This window comes from Rhizobium sp. LjRoot98, from assembly GCF_964252935.1.
Taxonomy (GTDB): Bacteria; Pseudomonadota; Alphaproteobacteria; order Rhizobiales; family Rhizobiaceae; genus Pararhizobium.
Map to the genome: position 1 here is coordinate 22,868 of NZ_CAXUPW020000021.1, position 19,764 is coordinate 42,631.

Here is a 19,764-nt window from a genome sequence, read left to right on the forward strand (position 1 = left end):
TTGGCCATGACGGAGCGGACTGGCTTCGAGTTGGAAGATGAGGGGCTGGCTGCGGCGCTCCGGCGATTTCCAACGCATGCGGCTCAGATGCGTACGTTGATCCAACGAAACGAGAGTTTTCGCGCAATGTGCGATGACCTCGCTTGCGTTGAGCAGGCACTTCTTTCGGTCGACAAAATGCCTAGCGAGATCCGCGATGAGCGCCGGCGCGAATTCACCGAGCTTGTCGATGGCCTGGCCGTCGAGATCGAGCGCACTTTGAGCCAAGTAAAAGTCATTTCAATTGCACAGTACATTAATCGTGGGCAATAGCAGAATAGCCGGGTCGCCCTGTGCACCGCCCCTGCTTTCGGCGTCGCGATCCACGTAGCAAAGCGGCCTCAATGATAGCAGCGTACCGGCAGGCTTGTTCGAAAGATTCACTTGCCAGGTTTGAAGGCACGCTCTGGGCTATTGTGCGTCCGGCCATCGCGCCCATTCCACCTGGCCCGGCTTTGATCAGTTTTCAGAAACACAATCGAAAGCGGGATCAATACGATCCAGAAACCGTGACATCGTGTCGGTCCCTGTCTCCGGTTCGCTCCCAACCATGACGGCCACTGCGATTGCTGTCAGTGAAGAGGTCGGGTTGTGGGTCGATGCCCCGGCCCTGATGTTCATCACAAGCGTCGGGCACAGGAAAAGTGCAAGCCGGACGACGCGGCGCCAATCGTGCGGAAGCAGGCCCCGGGCATCCAGCGCGCTCAAAAGAGGCCGCCACATATTGTCGGCTTTCACGTCCAGCAACTTGCGTCGCACCGCGCTCAAATCCCAGTCGGTTTCCAGGAAAAGTGTTCCAGCTTCGTAGCGTGCAACTCCCGAATATCGTTTTTCGGCTTCAGCTGGATCGTAGAGCCACAACGGATGTGCGAAAATATTATGGAAGGTCGTCTTTACTTCAGCCAGAAGCGCCGGCACGTTCTGTCCAGCAAAGGCCGGATCGAAATAGGATAGTTCCGCCCGGCCATCCGCCTCCGTGTACCAGACATTCGCATTGTGCGCATCGCCATGCGCGACAACGCCACCCGCGTCAGCAAGCTGGTCAGGTCTCAAGCGGACGCTCGCAAGGTCGAAGAGTTCTCCGAAGCTGTAACGATAGCGCTTGCCATTGATGACGATCCGGGCTTTCGAAAAAGTTTCCCAGTCAAGATCCACGCCTGGAAGAAGAAACTGTTGGCCGACATAGAAACTTTTGTAGCGCCCGCCCGGAATGGCGCCGGATTGCGGATCGGTGAGCCTGTCGTAGAACAGTCTATGAATCGGCTCGGCCGCCACCTCCTGCGGCGTTACCTCATGCAGGGTTTCGAGATAGACGGAAAGCACCCGGGCAGAAAGAACCTGTTCTGCAGCGACGGCTTTCGATTCCGCCGCCGGATCCGGCTGAAGGTCCAGCGCCCGCAGCACATCGGAAAAGCGCGGGTCGCTGCGCCGGCGGTAAATGAGGATTTGTTCGCCCGGCAGAACCGACATATAGAGCGGCTGATCAACAGGAAGCCCGGCACGCGCAAGAATGTCGGCGCGATAATATTCGCCGGACATCGCCTCTTCACCGTCCTCCTGATGAAATTTGAAGAAGAAGGACTGGCCGCCAGCGTCGAAAAAGCCGTTCAGCGAATTCAGGCTATACTGGTCGTGATTGATGCAGACCTGCTCCGCCTTCAGTGAAAACAAATCCAGAAGCAGGCCGGCCAGAAGTGCTGTTGCCGCCGGCTCATCGGTTCGCGCCATCCGGCGGATATCCGCTGTCCTGCTGTTGCTTTCGGTCATCTTCATCTTCCAGTCTCTGACGTTACTTCAACGATGACGGCGCATAGCGGCTGCCAAGGGAATACCGGTCCCCGGCGTAGGTGAGCCGATTAACCGTCGCGACTTTTGTGCCGGACCAGGTGCGGCGGTGAAGAAGCAGGCAGGGAGCCCCCTCTTCCAGCTTTAGCAGCCGTGCGGTTCCCGCATCCGCACCGATGGCGGAAATGACATGTTCCACTTCGGTCATCGGCGTCGAACGCTGGAGATAGTCGTAAGTGGTCATGACGGCGAAGTCTTGCTGCTCGTAGTCCGGCACGAGTTCGGAATTGACGAAGCGCTCCTCCACCTGGACAGGGATGCCGCTGTCGAAATGGACGACAATCGAATGGGAAACGCGAATCTGCCTACCGGCTTCGAAGGCTGCTAGGAGTTCGATTTCCGGCCTTATAGTCTCGAGAAGAATGACCTCGGCCCGATGTTCTCCGCCACGCCCGCTGATCTCGTTGGCGATGTTGGCGACCTCGATCAAGGTCGACTGCGGTTTGGGTGGCGCGACGAATGTTCCTACCCCCTGGATGCGCAGAAGATAGCCCTCGGATGTCAACTCGCGCAGTGCCCTATGAATGGTCATGCGCGAAACGCCGAGTGCCGCCACCAGATCATGCTCGGATGGCAGCTTGCGGTTCTTGTCCCATTCGCCGCTGCCGATATGCGCAAGGACATAGTCCTTGACCTTCTCGTAGAGCGGGCTCGCATTGTCCGTCAGTGGCTTCGTCGCAGCCGGCTTTGCGTCGGGGGATTGGCTCACGGGCGGTACTCGTCTTGGGTAAACCGAACGATCGTTTTGAGACCCGTTGCGTCCCCGTTGAGAAGGCGTTCATAGGCCTGCGGTATGGCATCCACCGCGATTTCCCGATCGATCAACTCGGCAAGGGCGGCCGACAGTCCAGGAAGCATGGCGACCGATTCCGGCAACTCGCTGGTAAAGGCGTGACAGCCGACGAGTGCTATTTCGCGCTCGACGAGCAAGTTCGGGTCAAGCTCGATGCGGCCGTGCGTGATGCCGACCAACGTCAGTGAACCGCCGCCACCAAGAAGGGCGATAACCTGCCTCAGGACATCGATATGGCCCGTCGCATCGAGCGCGTAGCGTATCACCCGTCCAGAAAGCGCGTCGCGGAGAGATTCTGTGTCGAGAGTGACACTTGCGGCCGCGGCCACCCGCGCAACCAGCTCTGCGCGATCCGGGTTGCGGTCACAAACAAGGATCGGGCCATCATGAAGGCGCGACAGCAGAAGAGCGGCAAGGCCTCCGATCGGGCCGCAGCCGATAACGAGAACTGGCTCGCCCGCCGGAACCGCGTGCCGGCGCACCGCATGCAGGGCGACAGCCAGCGGCTCGGCCATGGCCGCAATGGCGGGATCGAGGGCCGGATCATGTTTCACCAGCAACCGCGCCGGCAATGCCACTTGCTCCGCGAAGCCACCGTCGCAGATTTCTCCAACGAAGCCGAGATGATCGCAGATGTTCTGCCGGCCGCTTCGGCAGGCAGAGCATTCGCCGCACCAGAACCGGGAATCGGCAACGACGGTATCGCCAGCGCTGAACTCACGAACGCCAGCTCCGACCTCCGTAACCACGCCGGCAAACTCGTGGCCTGCAACCGAAGGCGACCGCGTGATCCACTGTCCCGTGCGAAAATTGTGAAGATCGGAGCCGCAGATGCCAGCGGCGCTAACAGCAACACGGACCCAGCCGGGCGCAAGGGTGCCGGGGATTTCGATATCCTCGACCCGCATATCGCCTGCAGCGTACAGCCTTGCCGCTTTCATCTTCACAGATAGTCCTTGCGAACATCAGAGACTGCATGCTCGTGCGAGGAAAAACCCTCGTAGCGGGCCAAGGTACGGGCGTGTTTTGCAAATTCCGGATAGGCCGATGCGGTGACATAACCGATCGACGAGCGTTTGACGAAATCGGCCACCGATAACGGCCCATAGGTACGTGCCCAGCGACTTGTCGGCAGAACGGCGTTGGGCCCGAGACCGAAATTGCCGATCGAGACCGGCGTATGCGGTCCCATCAGGATTTCCGCGGCTTCCGTGATATGGCCAAGATGGGCGAAGGGATCGGCCGACAGGATTTCCAGATGTTCCGGCGCATAGTCGTTGATGAAGCGATAGCTTTCTTCAAGGGAGGACGTGAGCACGATGCCGCCGCAGCGGCCGGTGAGCACCGCCTTCGAGAACGCCACCCGCTGTTCGGTCATGCGGGCCCAGTGATCGGGCAAGGCTGCGAGAGCTTCTTCTGCAACCCGGCGGCTATGGGTGACGAGATAGGCTGATGAATCCGGACCGTGCTCGGCTTCGACCAGAAGGTCGAGCGCCGCAAGGCCGCCCTTCACCGTATCGTCGGCAAAGATGACGGCTTCGGACGGACCGGCAGGCAGGCCGGGATCAATGACGCCGGACAGAAGCCGCTTGGCCGCGACAACGAAAGGGCTTCCCGGCCCAACGATCTTCAGCGCCGGTTTGATGGTCTGCGTACCATAGGCGACAGCCGCCACAGCCTGTGCACCGCCAACCTTGTAGACGTTGGAGACACCGGCGAGACGCGCTGCAACCAACGTCGCGGCATCCACGGACCCATCCGGCGCCGGCGGCGTGACAATGGCAATCTCCGGCACACCGGCGACGACGGCGGGAACGGCCGTCATCATGGTCACCGAAGGGAATGCGCCCTTGCCGCGTGGAACGTAGAGCGCAACGGACCGGATCGGGGTGAAGCGATCGCCGGCATAGGCGCCGGGACGCATTTCCTTCAGCCACATCGGTTCCGGTTTCTGCACCTCGTGAAAGCGCCGGATATTGTCAATGCCGAACCGGATGGCCGCAATGACATCCTCTTCCACCAGATCGAAAGCGGCGTCGAATTCGGCTTCCGTCGCCTTGAGCCGGCTCTCGTCCAGGTCCGCCTTGTCCAGATCGCGCGCATAGCGCACCAGGGCTGCGTCGCCCTCGACGCGAACCGCTTCGATGATCGGCTTCACCGTTTCCATGAAGCCGGAGAGGTCGGTCTCCGAGCGGCGCAAGAGCGCTGCGCGGCTCGGCGCATCCAATGCGGAAAGATCGTGAAAGGAAACATCTGACATGGCTGTTTTTCCCGTTTCGCCGGCGCACCCGCCGGCTTCTGCGTCATTTGGATTTGAGGAAGATTTCAAGACCGACGAGACGATCAAGCAGAACGATCGCCAGCGCCGCACAGGCGATGAAGACCACCGAGATCGCCGCAAGATCCGGCGTGATGATGGAACGGATGGAATTGTAGATCTGGACGGGCAAGGTGACGATACGCGCATCCGTCAAAAGCAGGCTCACCAGGAACTCATTCAGCGCCAGAATGAACATCAGCAGCGACCCGCTGATGACCCCGGGCATGACAGCGGGCAGAGTTACGTGAAAGAAAGTGGAGAGCGGTGGCGCACCGCAACTGGCGGCGGCGAGCTCAAGGTCGGGATCAAGGCTGGAGGCGCTTGCGGTTACGGCCCAGATCATGAACGGGAGGTTGATGACGCAGCAAGCAAGCCCGACTGGCCAGAGCTGGCCCAGAAGCCTCGCCTCACCGAAGATCAGCATCAATCCGATGCCAGAACCGATGAGCGGGATGGTGAACGGCAGCAGAAGATAGATTTGCACCGACTTTTCAAAACGGATTGCGTATTTTGCAAGCGCGATACCAGCCAGCGTCCCCACCGGGATGGCGACGACCGTGCAGATTGCCGACACATAAAGGGAACGCAGGAAAGCATCCCACAGATCCCGCGAGGTGGCGATCTTCTCATACCATTTGAGGGAAAAGCCCTCTGGCGGAAAGGTGATGATGTTTCCGGACGTGAACGATGCGCCAAGGATCACGATTGTCGGTGCCGACAGAAGAACGAGTACCGCGACGACGAAAATCCAGAGAACGATGGTTTTGCTCAAGGGAGCGGTCATTGGCGCGCCCTCCCCATGGCCAGCGTGCCGGCACCGAACAGAGTGAAGACCAGCCCCACCAGCAAGGAACCGGTAGCGACGAGCAGGAGCGCCAGCGTAGAACCCAGTCCCTGATCCGACGTGCGGAAGAACTGGTCGTAGATGGCGTTGGCGATAAAATCCTGGCTGCCGCCGCCAAGGATCGCGGGCATCGCGAAATCGGTGAGCGATAATGTCAGCACCACCAGTCCGGCACCAACCAGCCCCGGTCTGGCAAGCGGCAGCACCACGTGGCGGAAGGTACGGATCCAGTCGGCCCCAAGGGAGCCAGCAGCGGCTTCCAGCTCTTCCGGAATGGCGGTAAGCGCCGGAGCCAGCATCAAGACGGCGAAGGGCAGCATGTACTGAACAAGGCCGAAAAGCACGGCCCAGTAGTTGTAAAGAAGGCGGATCGGCGCGATGCCGACAAGACTAAGGGCCTCATTGACCATGCCCTGATTGCCCAGAATGATCAGCCAGCCATAGGCCCGCACAACCTGGCCGATGAAGAAGGGCAGAAACAGCGCGATCAGCAATAGCTTGCGGATGACCGGAGAGGACGTGCGCACCATCACATAGGCATAGGGAAAGGCGAGAATGAGGGTAGCGGCCGTGACCATCAGCGATCCCGCCAGGCTGCGCCAGGCAACGACCGCAAACAGGCTTTCGGTGAAGGCCCGCCGGTAGTTCGCAAGCGTATAGGTTTCCGACATCAGGAACGTGCTCGTATCCAATGTCCGCAGGCTGGCATCGCCGATCTGCCAGAGACCCAGCACCAGAAGACCGACAAGCAGCAGTGCAGGTGCGAGCATCAGCCACGGTATTGCACGGCCTAAGCGCGCGGGCCAGACGAAGGCCGCGAAGGCTTCCAGTGCATCCATGATGCGCCAGGTCAGGGGATAGGCAGATTTCGCCGCTCGCATGTCAGTCCTTGTTCGGTACCTGGGTCCGTGCTCGGGAGCGCTCCCTCATCTGGTCTGTTGGCCACCTTTCCTGCGTAAACAGGGAGAAGGACCGGGAGGCAGACACGCTCGCTCCCTCTCCCCACCGGGGAGAGGGAAATATTAGGGCATCCGAGGGCTCAACCCTGCATGATGGCCTTGAACTTCGAGAACCACTCGCTTTCGTTTTCCACCTGCACCTTGGAGGAGATGCGGATCAGGTGTTTGAAAGCGTCTTCAGTGGTGGGATAGGAGGGATCGTCGACGAGATCGGCGGGCGGCTTGACGCCCGGCACAACGCCCGGCAGACCGAGCCCGTCAAGCCAGATCTGCTGGGCCTCGACCGTCAGCGAGTGGTTGATATACTCCTTCGCCCAGTAAAGCTCGTTTGCCGGCAGACCCTTCGGGATCCAGAGGCCATCCGTATCGAACTTGGCCCCTTCTTCCGGCACGATCCACTTGATATCGATGCCGTTTTTCTTGGCTTCGCGCGCATTGGTGGAAATCGTGCAGGCAGCGTCGATCTCGCCCTTCTGGAACCACGTGGTAAAATCCGGGTCTTCACCGAGCAGCGGCTGCTGTTCCTTCATCTTGGCGACGAAATCCCACGCTGGCTGCATGTTGGCCGGAATATCCTCAAGCTTACCGCCGCCGGCGACCTGCGCGGGGAAATGGAAGCCGATGCCGTCATTGTAGAGTGCGATGCGGCCCTTGTACTTGGGATCAAGCAAGTCTTTCCAGGACTTCGGCGCACCGTTGGGAAAGGCATCCGGACGGTAGGCAAGGACATAGACATAACCGTAGGTGTTGACGATCGGATAACCGTCGAGGCCCACCGGCTTAGCAAGATCGGTCGTATTCTTCAGGTTGGAAAGATCCGACAGATCCTCGGTAACGCCGCGCAGCGCCGATTTCGTGGCGTTGGTGGTCGTGTCCCAGTTGATGTGGATCGGTGGCACGCGGCCTTGGGCTACGGCTGCCCAAACCTTTGGCTGGATTTCGTTGTCTTCCGTCAGATCGTGGCGGACTGCGATGCCGGTCTTGGCGGTAAAGCTATCGGAAACGCCGGCCTTCAGCGCGTCCACCCAGCTCCCGCCCCAGGCGCGAACGATCAACTCCTTCGGTTTTTCTGGCTCCTGCGCAAAAGCGCTGGACAAGCCCAGCGACGACAGGCCCGCAACGCCGCCGATTGTGGCTGCGCCTTGCAGGAACCGGCGGCGGCGAAGCATCAAGGATGTCAGCTTATCTTCCCTCATAATCATTCTCCTCTGGTTGACCGGTTTTTCCGGCTTACGGTTTGAATTCCAGGACATCGCCGGCGGTCCAGCCGAGATAAACGGCAGATCCGGCTTCCAGCTGGCTATGCGCAGACGGATCGTGATCGAAAACCCGAAGCAGCGCATCGCCAAGCGATGCGACCCGGACTTCGTAGACGACCCTCTCGCCCTCGAAAATGGCGTCCACGACCACCCCTTCGACAATCGTGTCGGTCCCGGCCAACCCGTCGCGGATGGCAGCGATGCGGATTTTTTCCGCCCGGATTGCCCGGCGCTCGCCGCCCTGTGCATCGAGAAAATTCGTAACGCCGATGAAGTTGGCAACAAAAGCGTTCGAGGGGCTCCGATAGGTCTCGGCCGGCCGCGCCTTCTGCTGGATTTCCCCACCGTCCATGACGATGATCTCGTCGGACACGACCAAGGCCTCCCGCTGGTCGTGTGTCACGTTGATCGTGGTCACGCCGAGCTCGCGCTGGATGCGGCGGAACTCAAGTTGCATTTCCTCACGCAATTTGCGGTCGAGAGCTGCAAGCGGTTCATCGAGCAAAAGCAGGTCCGGTTCGAACACCAATGCGCGGGCAATCGCGACACGCTGCTGCTGGCCGCCCGACAGTTCGTGCACCCGGCGCGCGCCATAGCCGCCAAGACGCACCATATCCAGGTAGCGTTCGACCCGTGCGGGGATGTCCCGCGCATCACTGCGCCGCATTTTCAGAGGAAAGGCGACATTTTCCGCTGCAGTCATATGCGGAAACAAGGCGAGCTTCTGGAATACCATGCCGATTGATCGCCGATGCGGCGGCACAGCGCTGACGGCTGCGCCGTTAATGAAGATTTCGCCGCTTGTCGGACGCTGGAAACCCGCGATCAATCGCAGCAGCGTGGTCTTTCCTGAGCCGGAAGGCCCCAGAATCGTCAGGAACTTACCCGCCTCCAGATCGAACGACGCCGACCGGACGGCATGGACCCCGTCATAGACCATGTTCACCGCCCTGACGGATACGGCAACACCGGCCTCCTCCGATTTGGCTTTGATCGACGATCCGTTGAGTACAGCCGGCATTATGCTTTCCCTCAGCGGCGCTCCAGCCGCATGTAAAATGTCAGATCGAGGCAAGATAGCCGCCGTCGACCGGTATGCAGTGCCCCGTCACATAGCGCGACGCATCGCTCGCAAGAAAGACGACCGCGCCCGCCACGTCTTCCATCTCGCCGAAACGGCGCTGCGGGATCTTTTCCAGCATCGCATCCTGCCACGCTCCGTCCTGATAAAAGACATCGGTCATCGCGGTGCGAAAATAGCCGGGGGCGATGGCGTTGACGCGTATGCCCTGCTGCGCCCATTCGGCGGCCAGCGCATGGGTCATGCCCATCAGGCCGGCCTTGGACGAGCCGTAAGGCGCTGCTGTGGGGACACCCACATAGGAGGTCAGCGAGCAGAGATTGACGATAGCGCCCCTTCGCCCGAGCGCGACCATGTTGCGCGCTGCTGCCTGCGCGCAAAAGAATGCACCCTTTAGATTGGTCGAAACAATCCGCTCCCACAATGCCTCGTCAACGTCGAGCGCCGGACGGATTTCTTCATAACCGGCATTGTTGATGAGGATATCAAGCCCGCCCAACGCGTGCGCGGCAGCATCGATGACAGAGGAGCAGGAATCGACATCGCGGACGTCGTGTGCGTAGGCAAAAGAGCGCTTCCCCATAGTGCTGATACGCGCTCTTGTCTCCTCGAGCCCCTTGACGTCCCGCGCCGTGACTGCGACATCCGCGCCGGCAGATGCGAGCGCTTGGGCTATTGCCTGCCCGAGACCACGGCTTGCACCCGTCACAAGTGCTTTTCGCCCAGTCAGATCGAAGAGTGCCGGTACATTCATCGGGCGTGCCACGGGTCCAATTGTTGTCTCTACCCCCTCATAGCATCACCTTTTTTGAAGGTTGTCTATACATATATGTACAAATAATAAGCTCATCCAACGAGTGGGCAAAAAGCAGTCAATTTTGAATTAATTGAGCGATACGTCATCTTATGGACATGCTGCCGAAACTGCCTGCCGCGCGCGGTTACGCCTCCCCAACGCCATCTGCAAGCCCGCACCCCTCAGGGACTTTACAGGCATTTCAGACATTCCGCCCTGGCTGTTGCCACCAGTTTTTTATTACAGCACGCAGATATGCGGCAGGCGAAGCGTTCAGCGACGCGGCGATGGCCCGCTAACCCTGCGAAAAAACACGCGTTGTGCTGGCATCGGGGACACATGCCAGGACGATGCATGTCTGGCGCCCCGATTGGCGCAAACACACAATTCCGCGGGCTTGTTACATCCGGATTTCCAGCTTGTTACCGTAACGTACTTCCGCCTACGCGGTTTTCCGGCAAACTCCCGAAGTCAAAGCGACGTCCACGTCGGGGCAGATTCCGGCCCGTCCGACCAAAAGGAGAGCGGAATGTGCAATGACTTTACCCGCTGCATGAGGAGAAAGCCGACATGAGTACTACCTTTTCGCGCCGCCTGCTGAGCGCCACCGCCGCAGTCGCGCTGACGCTGACGGCTGTGCCGTTTGCCGCCTCGCCAGCATTGGCGCAGGACGCAGCCCCGCCGAACATTCTCGTGATCTTCGGCGACGATATCGGCCAGACCAACATCAGCGCCTATTCCGACGGCGTTATCGGATACACGACGCCGAACATTGACCGCATCGCCAACGAAGGCATGAAGTTCACGGATTATTATGCCGAAAACAGCTGCACCGCGGGTCGTTCCACATTCATTACGGGCCAAGTCTGCCTCAGGACGGGTCTTTGCAAGGTCGGCGCTCCCGGCGTGACAGTTGGCTTGCAGGATGGCGACATTACGATTGCCCAGGCGCTGAAGCCGCTCGGCTATGCGACCGGGCAATTTGGCAAAAACCATCTCGGCGACCGGGATGAATATCTTCCCACCAAGCACGGCTTCGACGAGTTCTTCGGCAACCTCTACCACCTGAACGCCGAGGAAGAGCCGGAAGCCGCGAACTGGCCGAAGGACGATGCCGAGTTTCTCAAGGCATACAATCCGCGCGGCGTGATCAAGGCGTCCGCAGACGGCAAGGTCGAAGACACCGGCCCGCTGACGATAAAGCGCATGGAAACGATCGACGACGAGACGACGGCCGCCGCTCTCGACTTCATCGACCGCCAGGCAAAGGCCAAGAAGCCCTTCTTCACCTGGATGAATACGACCCGTATGCACCTGTTCACCCATGTTCGCCCCGAATACAGGGGCAAGAGCGGGATGACGGGCAACGAGTATGGCGACGGCATGTGGGAGCACGACCAGGACGTCGGCAAACTTCTGAACAAGCTCGATGAGCTCGGTATCGCCGACAACACGATCGTCGTCTACGCGACCGACAACGGCCCCAACCAGTTCTCCTGGCCGGATGCTGCAACAACCCCGTTCCGCTCTGAAAAGGACACCAACTGGGAAGGTGCGTTCCGCGTTCCGGCGATGGTTCGCTGGCCCGGCCATGTCAAACCCGGCCAGGTCTCCAACGGTATGGTTTCCGGTCTCGACTGGTTTCCGACCCTGCTTGCCGCCGCTGGCGATCCTGATGTGAAAAATCGCCTTCTGACAGGCTGGAAGCCTGAAGGAAGCGACGCGAGCTTCAAGAATCACCTCGATGGCTACAACCAGCTCGACTACATCACCGGTAAAACCGACAAGAGCGCGCGCAACCAGTTCTACTATTTTGATGATGACGGCAATCTCGTCGCAACCAGGTTTGATGACTGGAAAGTCGTCTTCCACGAACAACGCACACCTGGCGGGTTCGGCGTTTGGCAGGACCCCTTGGTCACCCTTCGTCTTCCCAAGCTGTTCAATTTGCGCATGGACCCTTATGAGCGGGCTGATACAGTCTCCGACCAGTACAATGACTGGCTGGTGCGCAACGACTTCCTACTCGTGAAGGGCCAACTCCAGGGTGCCGCCTTCCTCGAGACCTTCGTCAAGTACCCGCCGAGCCAGCGCGTCGCCAGCTTCAACATCGAAGGCGTACGCGAACAGGTGAACAAGGCGATCGACCAGTCCTTCAAGGATCGCGGCATCGAGAAGTAGGCCCTGCCACCGTTGCGAAAGAATGACCTGCGGACGCACGTTCCCCCGTGCGTCCGGTTCAAACAAACGGAGTTCGGCATGACAGCACGCGACGATATCCTGGCGCTTGGCAAGAGGATCGGCCAATCCATTATCGGCCAGGATGAAATGGTCGAACGCCTTTTGCTCGGCCTGCTTGCCAATGGCCACCTCTTGGTCGAAGGTCTTCCCGGTTTGGCAAAGACCAGGGCAATCAAGAGTCTCGCAAAGAACCTGAATGCGGAACTGTCGCGCGTTCAGTTCACCCCCGACCTGCTTCCGGCCGATATCACCGGCTCGGAAGTCTATTTCAGCGAGGGCGGCAAGGGCGAGTTCAAGTTCCAGCAGGGGCCGATTTTCGCCAACCTGATCCTCGCCGATGAAATCAATCGCGCACCCGCCAAGGTACAGTCGGCGCTTCTCGAAGCAATGGAAGAGCGGCAGGTCACGGTCGGCGGCAAGAGCTATCCATTGCCGGAACTGTTCATGGTGATGGCCACCCAAAACCCGATCGAGCAGGAAGGCACCTATCCGCTGCCGGAAGCCCAGCTCGACCGTTTCCTGATGCATGTCGAGGTCGGCTATCCCGACGAAACCTCCGAGGCCGCCATCATGCGGCTGGTGCGCAGCGAAGAGAGCGCTGACGGGCAAAAAGCCAAGTCAACGGCAGCCGAACGGTTGGATCCGCAGGCAGTCTTCGATGCGCGCAAGGAAATCGGCGCGGTCACCGTGTCGGAACCTGTCGAGAAATACATCGTCGCTCTGGTCTTTGCGACACGCTATCCGGAGCGCTACGACAAGGATCTTGCCAAGCTTCTCCAAGTCGGCGTCAGCCCCCGCGGCGTCATCGGTCTCGACAAGGTATCGCGCTCTTACGCCTGGTTTAAAGGCCGTGATTATGTCACCCCGGATGATGTCAAAGCCGTCGTGCACGATGTCTTCCGCCACAGACTCATCCTGTCTTATGAGGCGCACGCTTCGGATACGACACCCAACACGGTCATCGACCGCATCGTCGAACTCGTCGCGGTATCGTAAGGAGTGGCGATGCCCACGACTGAGAACACGCAAGGCGTTCATGTCTCTACCGACCAGCTCGTGGCGCTGGAAGCGCGTGCCCGTGACTTGAGCTTCGTCCAGAAGTCCCGCAGCCACCAGCAGCTTTCGGGCCGCATGCAATCCTCGATGCGCGGCCGCGGGCTGACGTTTGAGGAATTGCGCGACTACCTGCCTGGTGATGACATTCGCTCCATCGACTGGCGGGTGACAGCGCGCACGAACAAGCCCGCCGTGCGCGTCTACAGTGAGGAGAAGGAGCGGCCGGCCCTCATCATCGTCGACCAGCGCATCAACATGCTCTTCGGCAGCCGGCGCTCGATGAAATCGGTGACCGCGGCCGAAGCGGCGATGCTTTGCGCGTGGCGCGTCCTTGGTTCCGGCGATCGGGTTGGGGGCTTCGTCTTCAACGATACCAGTATCGATGAAGTCCGGCCGCACCGCAGCCGCGAATCGGTGATTACGCTCGCGGCCAAAATCGCGGCTCAGAATGAGAGCCTCGACGCCGCATTCGCCGGAACGCCATCGCCCGCGGCGCTGGACACCGTGCTGCAACGCGCAGCAGGCGTCGCCCATCACGATCATCTTGTGATTGTCGTCAGTGATTTTGATGGCCACAGCACCACGACGCGGGATACCCTTCTCCGGTTGGCGAGCAGGAACGACGTCATCTGTATCCTGGTCTATGATCCTTTTCTCCTCGACCTTCCCACGTCAGGCGACATCGTGGTCAGTGGCGGCCGGCTGCAGGCAGAACTGTCGCTGAACCGTGCCGACATCAGGAAGGCGATCGATACGTTTGCCAGGGATCGTGGCAGGGAACTGCGTGACTGGCAGCGGCAACTTGGCCTGCCAATGCTCCCTGTCTCGGCGGCAGAACAAACCGCGCCGCAACTCCGCCGTCTCCTCGAGCAGGCCGCCTGGCGGCAGCGGAGGCGTTGATGGAACCCGACAAGGTGGCGCCTCTTGATCCGCTGACAAAGCTCGCTCTCAAGCAGCTGAAGGACATATCGGTTCCAGAGCCAGTGTCATGGATGCCGCAGACTTGGGGATGGGGGGTGGTCGCCTTTCTGTTGCTGTGCCTGATCGTGTTTCTCTCGCTTCAGGCACTCCGCCGCTACCGGGCGAACGCCTACCGCCGGCAGGCGCTTGCCGAACTGCGCGCCATCGAACTGCGCATCCGGGAACCCCAGACCCGCCACGACGCTGTCGATGAGCTTGCTGAACTTCTGAAGCGTGTCGCACTCGCCGCTTGGCGGCGCGAAGACGTCGCGGCTCTATCAGGTGCGGCCTGGGTCGATTTTCTTGAAAAACATTCAGAGGCTGGCACAGCGCAATCCTTGCGGACGCTGCTCGATGCTTACGAATACAGCCATGATCCCGGTTCAGGCGGCATGCCCCACACCGTCTTCGATGACTTCATTTCCTCGGCGAGGTCATGGATCGGACGGCATCATGTATCAGCTTGACCTTCCCTGGCTCTTGGCTGTCATACCTTTGCCGTTCCTGGTGTGGCTGCTCCTTCCCGCCCATCGGGAGACGGCTGCATCGGTAAGGTTGCCATTCTTTCGCCAGGTCGCCGAGGCCGCTGGCATCGACCCCACGGAAGGTTCCGTGATCGCGCGGCGCAGTTGGACGCAGCTGCTCTGCGAAACGCTCGTATGGTGTCTGATGGTCGTGGCCCTCGCCCGCCCGCAGTTCGTCGAACCGCCGATCGAGAAGGTCGAACCACAGCGCGATCTGCTGCTGGCGCTGGACCTGTCACAGTCAATGGATACCAAGGATTTCCGTTCGCCTGACGGCAGCACTGAGGCCCGCGTCGATGCGGTCCGCAAGGTGGTTGCCGATTTCGTCACGAAGCGCCCTGGCGATCGCATCGGGCTGATCGCCTTCGGCGACGCGCCCTACCCACTCGTGCCCTTCACGATGGATCACAAGACGGTCCAGGCGGTAATTACCGATACGCTTCCTGGAATTGCAGGCCCGCGGACGGCGCTCGGAGACGCCCTTGGGCTTGCCATCAAGATGTTCGAGAAAACGACCGTTCCCGAGAAGGTTCTGATCGTTCTCACCGACGGCAATGACACGGCCAGCCGGATGCCCCCGGCGAAGGCCGCCGACATTGCTAATCAGAAAAAAGTCGTCATTCACACGGTCGGTATCGGCGACCCGAAGGCGACCGGCGAAGATAAGCTCGACACTTCGATCTTGCAGAAGATCGCCACTGATACGGGCGGCCGTTATTTCTTCGGACAGGACCAGACACAGCTCGCAACCATCTACGACACGCTCGATAAGATCACGCCGCAGGACCAGAAGAACCTCTCCTGGCGGCCGCGCATCGAGCTGTTCCACTGGCCGCTTGGATTGGCGATCGTCATCCTTGCCGCATATTATCTTTTGGCCGGGCTGGCAGGGCTCTTCAGAAGGAGGGCATCGGCGTGATTGAAGACTTTCACCTGCTGAGGCCGTGGTGGCTGCTCGCGCTTGCCCTCCCCGCAATCATCGTCTGGATATCGTCGCGCTCTGCCGATACACGCCGCCAATGGAAAGGCATGATCGAACCGCATCTTCTGGACAGTCTTGTCATAGACAGTTCATCCGGGTCACGCATGCGCCCGTCATGGCTGCTGGCCCTGGTACTGTCTTTGGCAATCCTGGCTGTATCCGGGCCGACTTGGGAGCGGGAGTTGCCCCCCTTCGTCGAGGACACTGCTCCACTCGTCATCGCCGTCGATCTTTCTCCAGCCATGGATGCGATCGATGTCAGCCCGTCGCGGCTGGAACGTGCCAAGCTGAAGATCAAGGACATCATCACCGGACGCTCCGGTGCGCGCACCGCAGTCGTTGCGTACTCCGGATCCGCCCATCTGGTCCTGCCGCTCACCGAAGACGGGTCGCTGATCGAGACCTACACGGATGCCCTGGCGACACGGATCATGCCTGTCGATGGCAAGGATACGGCCAAGGCTCTCGAGCTTGCCGAAACCACCCTTGCCTCGGAGGATGTGCCAGGCACGATCCTGTTTCTGACTGATGGGATCGAACAGAAGGCATTCGATGCCTTCAAGCTCAAGTCGAAGCAAGGGATCATTGTGCTTGGCATCGGCACGCCTGACGGTGGCCCCGTGAAAGGGGCGGATGGCAGTTTTTTGACCGATGCAGCCGGCGGGCGGGTCACTGCAAAGCTCGACGTCGAAGGATTGAAGAACCTCCACGCGCTCACCGGCGCGGATGTCGCCACATTCACGGACGACGATACCGACGTCCGGTGGGTATCGCAAAGAATCCGCACCAACTTCGCCCAGAAACGGGCGGCCGAAGGAGATCACTGGCGTGACGCCGGATGGTGGCTGATCGGTCCATTGCTGCTTCTGTTCGCTCTATCTTTCCGCAAGGGCTGGATCGTGCGGGTTGGCGTGGTTCTCCTTTCCGCCCACTTGTTACTGCCCTCGGATGCCCGGGCCGCCGACTTTGCCGGCATGTGGCTGACACCGGACCAGCAGGGACGCATGGCCTACGAGAACGGCGATTTCGAAGGTGCAGCAGCACACTTCGCCGACCCCATGTGGAAAGGAACATCTTTCTATCGCGCCGGGAAATATGCTGAAGCGATCGACGCCTTTGCCACCGTTGATAGCGCCGAGAGCTGGTACGATCAGGGAAATGCACTGCTGCATCTCGGCAAGCTCGATGAGGCGGTCACCGCTTATAAAACCGCACTGAAGAAGCGGCAGGGGTGGCCCGACGCCGCCGCAAACCTTGCCATTGCCGAAAGGCTGGTGAAAGTGAAGAAGGACGAAGAGCAGGAGCAGCAGGACGACCCGAACCTGCCGCCGGACAGTATCCAGTTCGACAACAAGGGGAAACAGGGCAAGGCGGGCAAGATCAACATCGCCGAGCAGACCTCGGAACTCTGGATGAAAAATATCGTCGTCAGTCCGGCCGACCTCATGGCGCGCAAATTCGCCATCGAAGCCCAGGGAAAGAAGCCATGATGCTGCTCCGCGCCGTCGTCGCATTCTGGCTCGTGCTGGGCTCGGTGGCCTTTGCAGCCGAACCTTTCACGCGCGTTGCCATCGAAGACAAAGGCAGCATCGTGCCAGGCCAGCAGGTTCGGATCACGGTCGACGTCTTCGTGCCGGATTTCTTCACGTCGCCGCCAGAACTTCCACTGTTCGACCTGCCAAACGCGATGGTTTCTTTGGTCGATGAGCGCTCTCAGAACCTCATCGAGACGATCGACGGCGTGCAGTATGCCGGAATCCGGCGGACGTATGCTGTGGTTCCAGAGACCTCCGGAACGTTCACGCTGCCGCCTGCGGTGATCACCCTTGGCTATTCGCAGGACGGCAAGCCCCTTCCAGGCCAGGCAGTTCTGCAGCCGCTGAGCTTCACCGTTGCAGATCCTCCCGACAGTTCCGCCGCCACGCCGGCGTTTCCCGCGCGCGGCGTGACGATAACCCAGTCTTTCGATCGCGATCCATCCAAGCTGAAGGTTGGCGACGCAGTGGTTCGAACGATGACTATCTTCGCCGAGAACACGCAGGCGATGATGATCCCGGCCATCCCCGCCGTTGCCGCCAACGGCCTGAAACAATATTCGAAATCTCCGCAGCTCGCCGACGGTGTGGAAACCGATGACCGCAGGACGGGAAGCACCCGGACGGAAACCATAACCTATGTTGCCGGGACGGAGGGAACGTTCGAGATCCCCGCCATCTCCTATCCCTGGTTCAACGTCGATACGCAGGCCAGCGCAATGGCTACGCTTCCAGCGGCCACAATGAGGGTGGCAGCGCCCGCTTCGGCTCACACGGGGCTGGCGCCTCAGCTCGAGCAGGAAGTTGACACCAGTGCACACGCCTGGCTGACCAGGAAACATCTTCTGGCGGCAGCGGCGGCTGCCATCGGTTTAGCGGCGGCAGGCTATGTCCTCCTCCGCCTGTTGCCCTGGATAACAGAGAGACTGCGAACGCGCAGGAATGCACGCCGCAATTCCGAGCGCAGTGCGTTCGCGGACCTGATCGCGTCGATCGGATCCGGGGATCCCGGCATCATCTACCGTCATCTGGAAATCTGGACTCGCGCAGCAGGCTACAAATCGATCGCGGACTGGGTTTTGCAATGCGGCGACGACGATGCCGCGACGCAAATACGCAAGCTGGAGAGTGAACTCTTTGGTGCCGGTCGCAATCGCCCCGCTCTTGACCGGGCGGCACTGAGACACGCTATCGAGGCTTGGCGGAAAATTCCAAAACCGGGGGACACCAGGCATGCCGCCTCATTGCCCGGACTAAACCCGATCGCCTAAACTGGCGGAGGAAAAGCTCGTGCAAGAAAGTTTGGGTTGACCGCTGTCGATAGCAAAGCGACACTCTGCTTGCAGCAAAGCTGGAGACAAAGCGATGGACGAACCAGGCAGGTGGCGCCCCATGGGCAGCGCACCGAAAGACGGTAGCCGTATCCTCATCACGGTCCGCCCGTCTGAACAGGGGCCGGCGGAAGTTGACCTGGCCTACTGGTCGAATGGCGATCAGTTCGGCGTAGAAGGTTGGCGCGCCTCTGATTCGTCCCCTGGCTGCGTCATTGAATATGCCGAGCCGGAGCTGAAGTGCTGGATGCCAATGCCGTCCGCCAATGGCAATCGCACATCCATGCCATTGCCCTGGGAAGGCGACGACGCCCAGCGGTTCGACGGATCGGGAATCTAGCGAACCCGCTGCGGCGTATTGCACGCCCGGCAGCCCTGCTGTGAAAGCAAGACAGCGAACGGCAGTGAGGATCAGAAAGGCAGGCACAACAGACCGGGGGACGTACATAACCGTTTTTCCGGCCTGTTTGCCCTGATGGGTGAAGCCTAGTATTTCCGATGCAATCCGATCCATGGCTAGGCTCACTTCCCCAAATGAGCATCCGGGAGCCGACTTTCCGCTGGGACCGACCGACGGAAAGCCCAAGGGACCGGACCAGCGCTCTCCGTCCTTCAACGACAAACGCCCGCCGCGAAAAGCGTCGCGAGCCTTTTGTTTCATTCGCTGAGCCGAATCAGGCTCGAACGTCAATCGTACCCATCATGCCGAGCTGTTCGTGCTCGAGGATGTGGCAGTGATACATGCGTGGGCCTGGCATATCCTGACGCAGCAGTATCCTGACCGTCTCGCCTGCCACGATATTCACGGTATCCTTCCAGGCGCGATAGGGTGGCGTGGTGATCTTCCCGTCCTTTTCATGCTCGACAATCTGAAGCTGCGCCCCATGCACATGGAACGGATGCCCCATGTCCGCACTCGACGCGGATAGGAGTTGTCGGAGTATGGCAGGCCATCGAGTTTCACGTGACGGGACGGTCGCTCGGCGGGGCTATCCAGAAGCCGGCAAGCCAGCTTCTCTCCCGGGGAGAGGCCTTGTACGAAGGATGCTGCATGGATCGGCTTTGCCGAACAGGATAGAGGCCCGCTTGCAAAGGCCAAGCTTGCCGACCTCGTGGTGCTCGACAAGCCGTTCTTCAGTAAGCATTGCGAACACCCCACGTTTTAACGGGATTTGAGTTCGCGCATAATTCTTATCTTT

At 60.1% G+C, this 19,764-nt stretch carries 20 protein-coding genes; 9 read left to right on the forward strand and 11 right to left on the reverse strand.

Annotated features, from left to right (window positions below):
* Window positions 1-6 precede the first annotated feature (6 nt).
* On the forward strand, window positions 7-312 hold the full coding sequence (locus ACSQ3J_RS29695) for a hypothetical protein (protein WP_436040952.1): 306 nt from the start codon (window positions 7-9) through the stop codon (window positions 310-312).
* Window positions 313-498: 186 nt separating this feature from the next.
* Here the strand turns inward: ACSQ3J_RS29695 and ACSQ3J_RS29700 are convergent, their stop codons facing one another.
* The 9 genes from ACSQ3J_RS29700 to ACSQ3J_RS29740 all read right to left on the reverse strand — a co-directional run bounded on the left by ACSQ3J_RS29700 (window position 499) and on the right by ACSQ3J_RS29740 (window position 9,894).
* The gene (locus ACSQ3J_RS29700; protein WP_436040953.1) at window positions 499-1,806 is read right to left on the reverse strand and encodes a hypothetical protein; all 1,308 of its coding nucleotides are present in this window, start codon (window positions 1,804-1,806) and stop codon (window positions 499-501) included.
* Window positions 1,807-1,828: 22 nt separating this feature from the next.
* Window positions 1,829-2,593 carry a histidine utilization repressor gene (hutC, locus tag ACSQ3J_RS29705; protein WP_436040954.1) on the reverse strand — a complete coding sequence of 255 codons (765 nt, stop codon included), beginning with the start codon at window positions 2,591-2,593 and terminating at the stop codon, window positions 1,829-1,831.
* The gene (locus ACSQ3J_RS29710) at window positions 2,590-3,618 is read right to left on the reverse strand and encodes a zinc-dependent alcohol dehydrogenase (RefSeq protein ID WP_436040968.1); all 1,029 of its coding nucleotides are present in this window, start codon (window positions 3,616-3,618) and stop codon (window positions 2,590-2,592) included. The genes hutC and ACSQ3J_RS29710 overlap by 4 nt, the downstream gene beginning before the upstream one ends.
* 2 nt (window positions 3,619-3,620) lie before the next feature.
* Window positions 3,621-4,937, reverse strand: a complete 1,317-nt coding sequence (gene hisD / locus ACSQ3J_RS29715; RefSeq protein ID WP_436040955.1) for a histidinol dehydrogenase — start codon at window positions 4,935-4,937, stop codon at window positions 3,621-3,623.
* Between the two features lie 43 nt (window positions 4,938-4,980).
* Window positions 4,981-5,781 carry an ABC transporter permease gene (locus ACSQ3J_RS29720; RefSeq protein ID WP_436040956.1) on the reverse strand — a complete coding sequence of 267 codons (801 nt, stop codon included), beginning with the start codon at window positions 5,779-5,781 and terminating at the stop codon, window positions 4,981-4,983.
* The gene (locus ACSQ3J_RS29725; protein WP_436040957.1) at window positions 5,778-6,722 is read right to left on the reverse strand and encodes an ABC transporter permease; all 945 of its coding nucleotides are present in this window, start codon (window positions 6,720-6,722) and stop codon (window positions 5,778-5,780) included. The genes ACSQ3J_RS29720 and ACSQ3J_RS29725 overlap by 4 nt, the downstream gene beginning before the upstream one ends.
* 158 nt (window positions 6,723-6,880) lie before the next feature.
* Window positions 6,881-7,996: an ABC transporter substrate-binding protein gene (locus ACSQ3J_RS29730; RefSeq protein WP_436040958.1), complete on the reverse strand. Its 1,116-nt coding sequence runs from the start codon at window positions 7,994-7,996 to the stop codon at window positions 6,881-6,883.
* Between the two features lie 34 nt (window positions 7,997-8,030).
* Window positions 8,031-9,080: an ABC transporter ATP-binding protein gene (locus ACSQ3J_RS29735; RefSeq protein ID WP_436040959.1), complete on the reverse strand. Its 1,050-nt coding sequence runs from the start codon at window positions 9,078-9,080 to the stop codon at window positions 8,031-8,033.
* A gap of 40 nt (window positions 9,081-9,120) precedes the next feature.
* Window positions 9,121-9,894: an SDR family NAD(P)-dependent oxidoreductase gene (locus ACSQ3J_RS29740; RefSeq protein WP_436040960.1), complete on the reverse strand. Its 774-nt coding sequence runs from the start codon at window positions 9,892-9,894 to the stop codon at window positions 9,121-9,123.
* Window positions 9,895-10,506: 612 nt separating this feature from the next.
* On the opposite strand from ACSQ3J_RS29740, the gene ACSQ3J_RS29745 reads away from it, so the two are divergent.
* The 8 genes from ACSQ3J_RS29745 to ACSQ3J_RS29780 all read left to right on the forward strand — a co-directional run bounded on the left by ACSQ3J_RS29745 (window position 10,507) and on the right by ACSQ3J_RS29780 (window position 18,905).
* Window positions 10,507-12,117 carry an arylsulfatase gene (locus tag ACSQ3J_RS29745; RefSeq protein WP_060510400.1) on the forward strand — a complete coding sequence of 537 codons (1,611 nt, stop codon included), beginning with the start codon at window positions 10,507-10,509 and terminating at the stop codon, window positions 12,115-12,117.
* A gap of 78 nt (window positions 12,118-12,195) precedes the next feature.
* A complete protein-coding gene (locus ACSQ3J_RS29750) occupies window positions 12,196-13,173 on the forward strand; it encodes an AAA family ATPase (protein ID WP_060510402.1) in 978 nt (325 codons plus the stop codon).
* A 9-nt stretch (window positions 13,174-13,182) separates the two neighbouring features.
* Complete coding sequence (locus ACSQ3J_RS29755; protein WP_060510404.1) at window positions 13,183-14,133, forward strand: DUF58 domain-containing protein; 951 nt, start codon at window positions 13,183-13,185, stop codon at window positions 14,131-14,133.
* The gene (locus ACSQ3J_RS29760; protein WP_436040961.1) at window positions 14,133-14,660 is read left to right on the forward strand and encodes a DUF4381 domain-containing protein; all 528 of its coding nucleotides are present in this window, start codon (window positions 14,133-14,135) and stop codon (window positions 14,658-14,660) included. Before ACSQ3J_RS29755 ends, ACSQ3J_RS29760 begins: the two co-directional genes overlap by 1 nt.
* A complete protein-coding gene (locus tag ACSQ3J_RS29765; protein ID WP_436040962.1) occupies window positions 14,647-15,636 on the forward strand; it encodes a vWA domain-containing protein in 990 nt (329 codons plus the stop codon). The genes ACSQ3J_RS29760 and ACSQ3J_RS29765 overlap by 14 nt, the downstream gene beginning before the upstream one ends.
* Window positions 15,633-17,189 (forward strand): VWA domain-containing protein, encoded by a 1,557-nt coding sequence (locus ACSQ3J_RS29770; RefSeq protein ID WP_436040963.1) that lies wholly within the window; start codon window positions 15,633-15,635, stop codon window positions 17,187-17,189. The genes ACSQ3J_RS29765 and ACSQ3J_RS29770 overlap by 4 nt, the downstream gene beginning before the upstream one ends.
* Entirely contained in the window at window positions 17,189-18,505 is a 1,317-nt protein-coding gene (locus ACSQ3J_RS29775) for a BatD family protein (RefSeq protein ID WP_436040964.1), read from the forward strand. Before ACSQ3J_RS29770 ends, ACSQ3J_RS29775 begins: the two co-directional genes overlap by 1 nt.
* 94 nt (window positions 18,506-18,599) lie before the next feature.
* The gene (locus ACSQ3J_RS29780; protein WP_060503211.1) at window positions 18,600-18,905 is read left to right on the forward strand and encodes a hypothetical protein; all 306 of its coding nucleotides are present in this window, start codon (window positions 18,600-18,602) and stop codon (window positions 18,903-18,905) included.
* A gap of 334 nt (window positions 18,906-19,239) precedes the next feature.
* Here the strand turns inward: ACSQ3J_RS29780 and ACSQ3J_RS29785 are convergent, their stop codons facing one another.
* Entirely contained in the window at window positions 19,240-19,473 is a 234-nt protein-coding gene (locus ACSQ3J_RS29785; RefSeq protein WP_436040965.1) for a multicopper oxidase domain-containing protein, read from the reverse strand.
* Between the two features lie 81 nt (window positions 19,474-19,554).
* A partial coding sequence (locus ACSQ3J_RS29790) for a hypothetical protein (protein WP_436040966.1) occupies window positions 19,555-19,764 on the reverse strand: 210 nt, incomplete at its 5' end.

Excerpts from the sequence above, each read along its gene's own strand:
- ACSQ3J_RS29700 (WP_436040953.1), bottom strand. The coding sequence starts at position 1,806 with ATGACCGAAAGCAACAGCAGGACAGCGGATATCCGCCGGATGGCGCGA.
- ACSQ3J_RS29780 (WP_060503211.1), top strand. The coding sequence starts at position 18,600 with ATGGACGAACCAGGCAGGTGGCGCCCCATGGGCAGCGCACCGAAAGAC.
- ACSQ3J_RS29785 (WP_436040965.1), bottom strand. The coding sequence starts at position 19,473 with ATGGGGCATCCGTTCCATGTGCATGGGGCGCAGCTTCAGATTGTCGAG.
- ACSQ3J_RS29760 (WP_436040961.1), top strand. The coding sequence starts at position 14,133 with ATGGAACCCGACAAGGTGGCGCCTCTTGATCCGCTGACAAAGCTCGCT.
- ACSQ3J_RS29745 (WP_060510400.1), top strand. The coding sequence starts at position 10,507 with ATGAGTACTACCTTTTCGCGCCGCCTGCTGAGCGCCACCGCCGCAGTC.
- ACSQ3J_RS29720 (WP_436040956.1), bottom strand. The coding sequence starts at position 5,781 with ATGACCGCTCCCTTGAGCAAAACCATCGTTCTCTGGATTTTCGTCGTC.
- ACSQ3J_RS29765 (WP_436040962.1), top strand. The coding sequence starts at position 14,647 with ATGTATCAGCTTGACCTTCCCTGGCTCTTGGCTGTCATACCTTTGCCG.
- ACSQ3J_RS29730 (WP_436040958.1), bottom strand. The coding sequence starts at position 7,996 with ATGAGGGAAGATAAGCTGACATCCTTGATGCTTCGCCGCCGCCGGTTC.
- ACSQ3J_RS29750 (WP_060510402.1), top strand. The coding sequence starts at position 12,196 with ATGACAGCACGCGACGATATCCTGGCGCTTGGCAAGAGGATCGGCCAA.
- ACSQ3J_RS29755 (WP_060510404.1), top strand. The coding sequence starts at position 13,183 with ATGCCCACGACTGAGAACACGCAAGGCGTTCATGTCTCTACCGACCAG.
- ACSQ3J_RS29740 (WP_436040960.1), bottom strand. The coding sequence starts at position 9,894 with ATGAATGTACCGGCACTCTTCGATCTGACTGGGCGAAAAGCACTTGTG.
- ACSQ3J_RS29725 (WP_436040957.1), bottom strand. The coding sequence starts at position 6,722 with ATGCGAGCGGCGAAATCTGCCTATCCCCTGACCTGGCGCATCATGGAT.
- ACSQ3J_RS29775 (WP_436040964.1), top strand. The coding sequence starts at position 17,189 with ATGCTGCTCCGCGCCGTCGTCGCATTCTGGCTCGTGCTGGGCTCGGTG.
- ACSQ3J_RS29710 (WP_436040968.1), bottom strand. The coding sequence starts at position 3,618 with ATGAAAGCGGCAAGGCTGTACGCTGCAGGCGATATGCGGGTCGAGGAT.
- ACSQ3J_RS29695 (WP_436040952.1), top strand. The coding sequence starts at position 7 with ATGACGGAGCGGACTGGCTTCGAGTTGGAAGATGAGGGGCTGGCTGCG.
- hisD (WP_436040955.1), bottom strand. The coding sequence starts at position 4,937 with ATGTCAGATGTTTCCTTTCACGATCTTTCCGCATTGGATGCGCCGAGC.
- ACSQ3J_RS29735 (WP_436040959.1), bottom strand. The coding sequence starts at position 9,080 with ATGCCGGCTGTACTCAACGGATCGTCGATCAAAGCCAAATCGGAGGAG.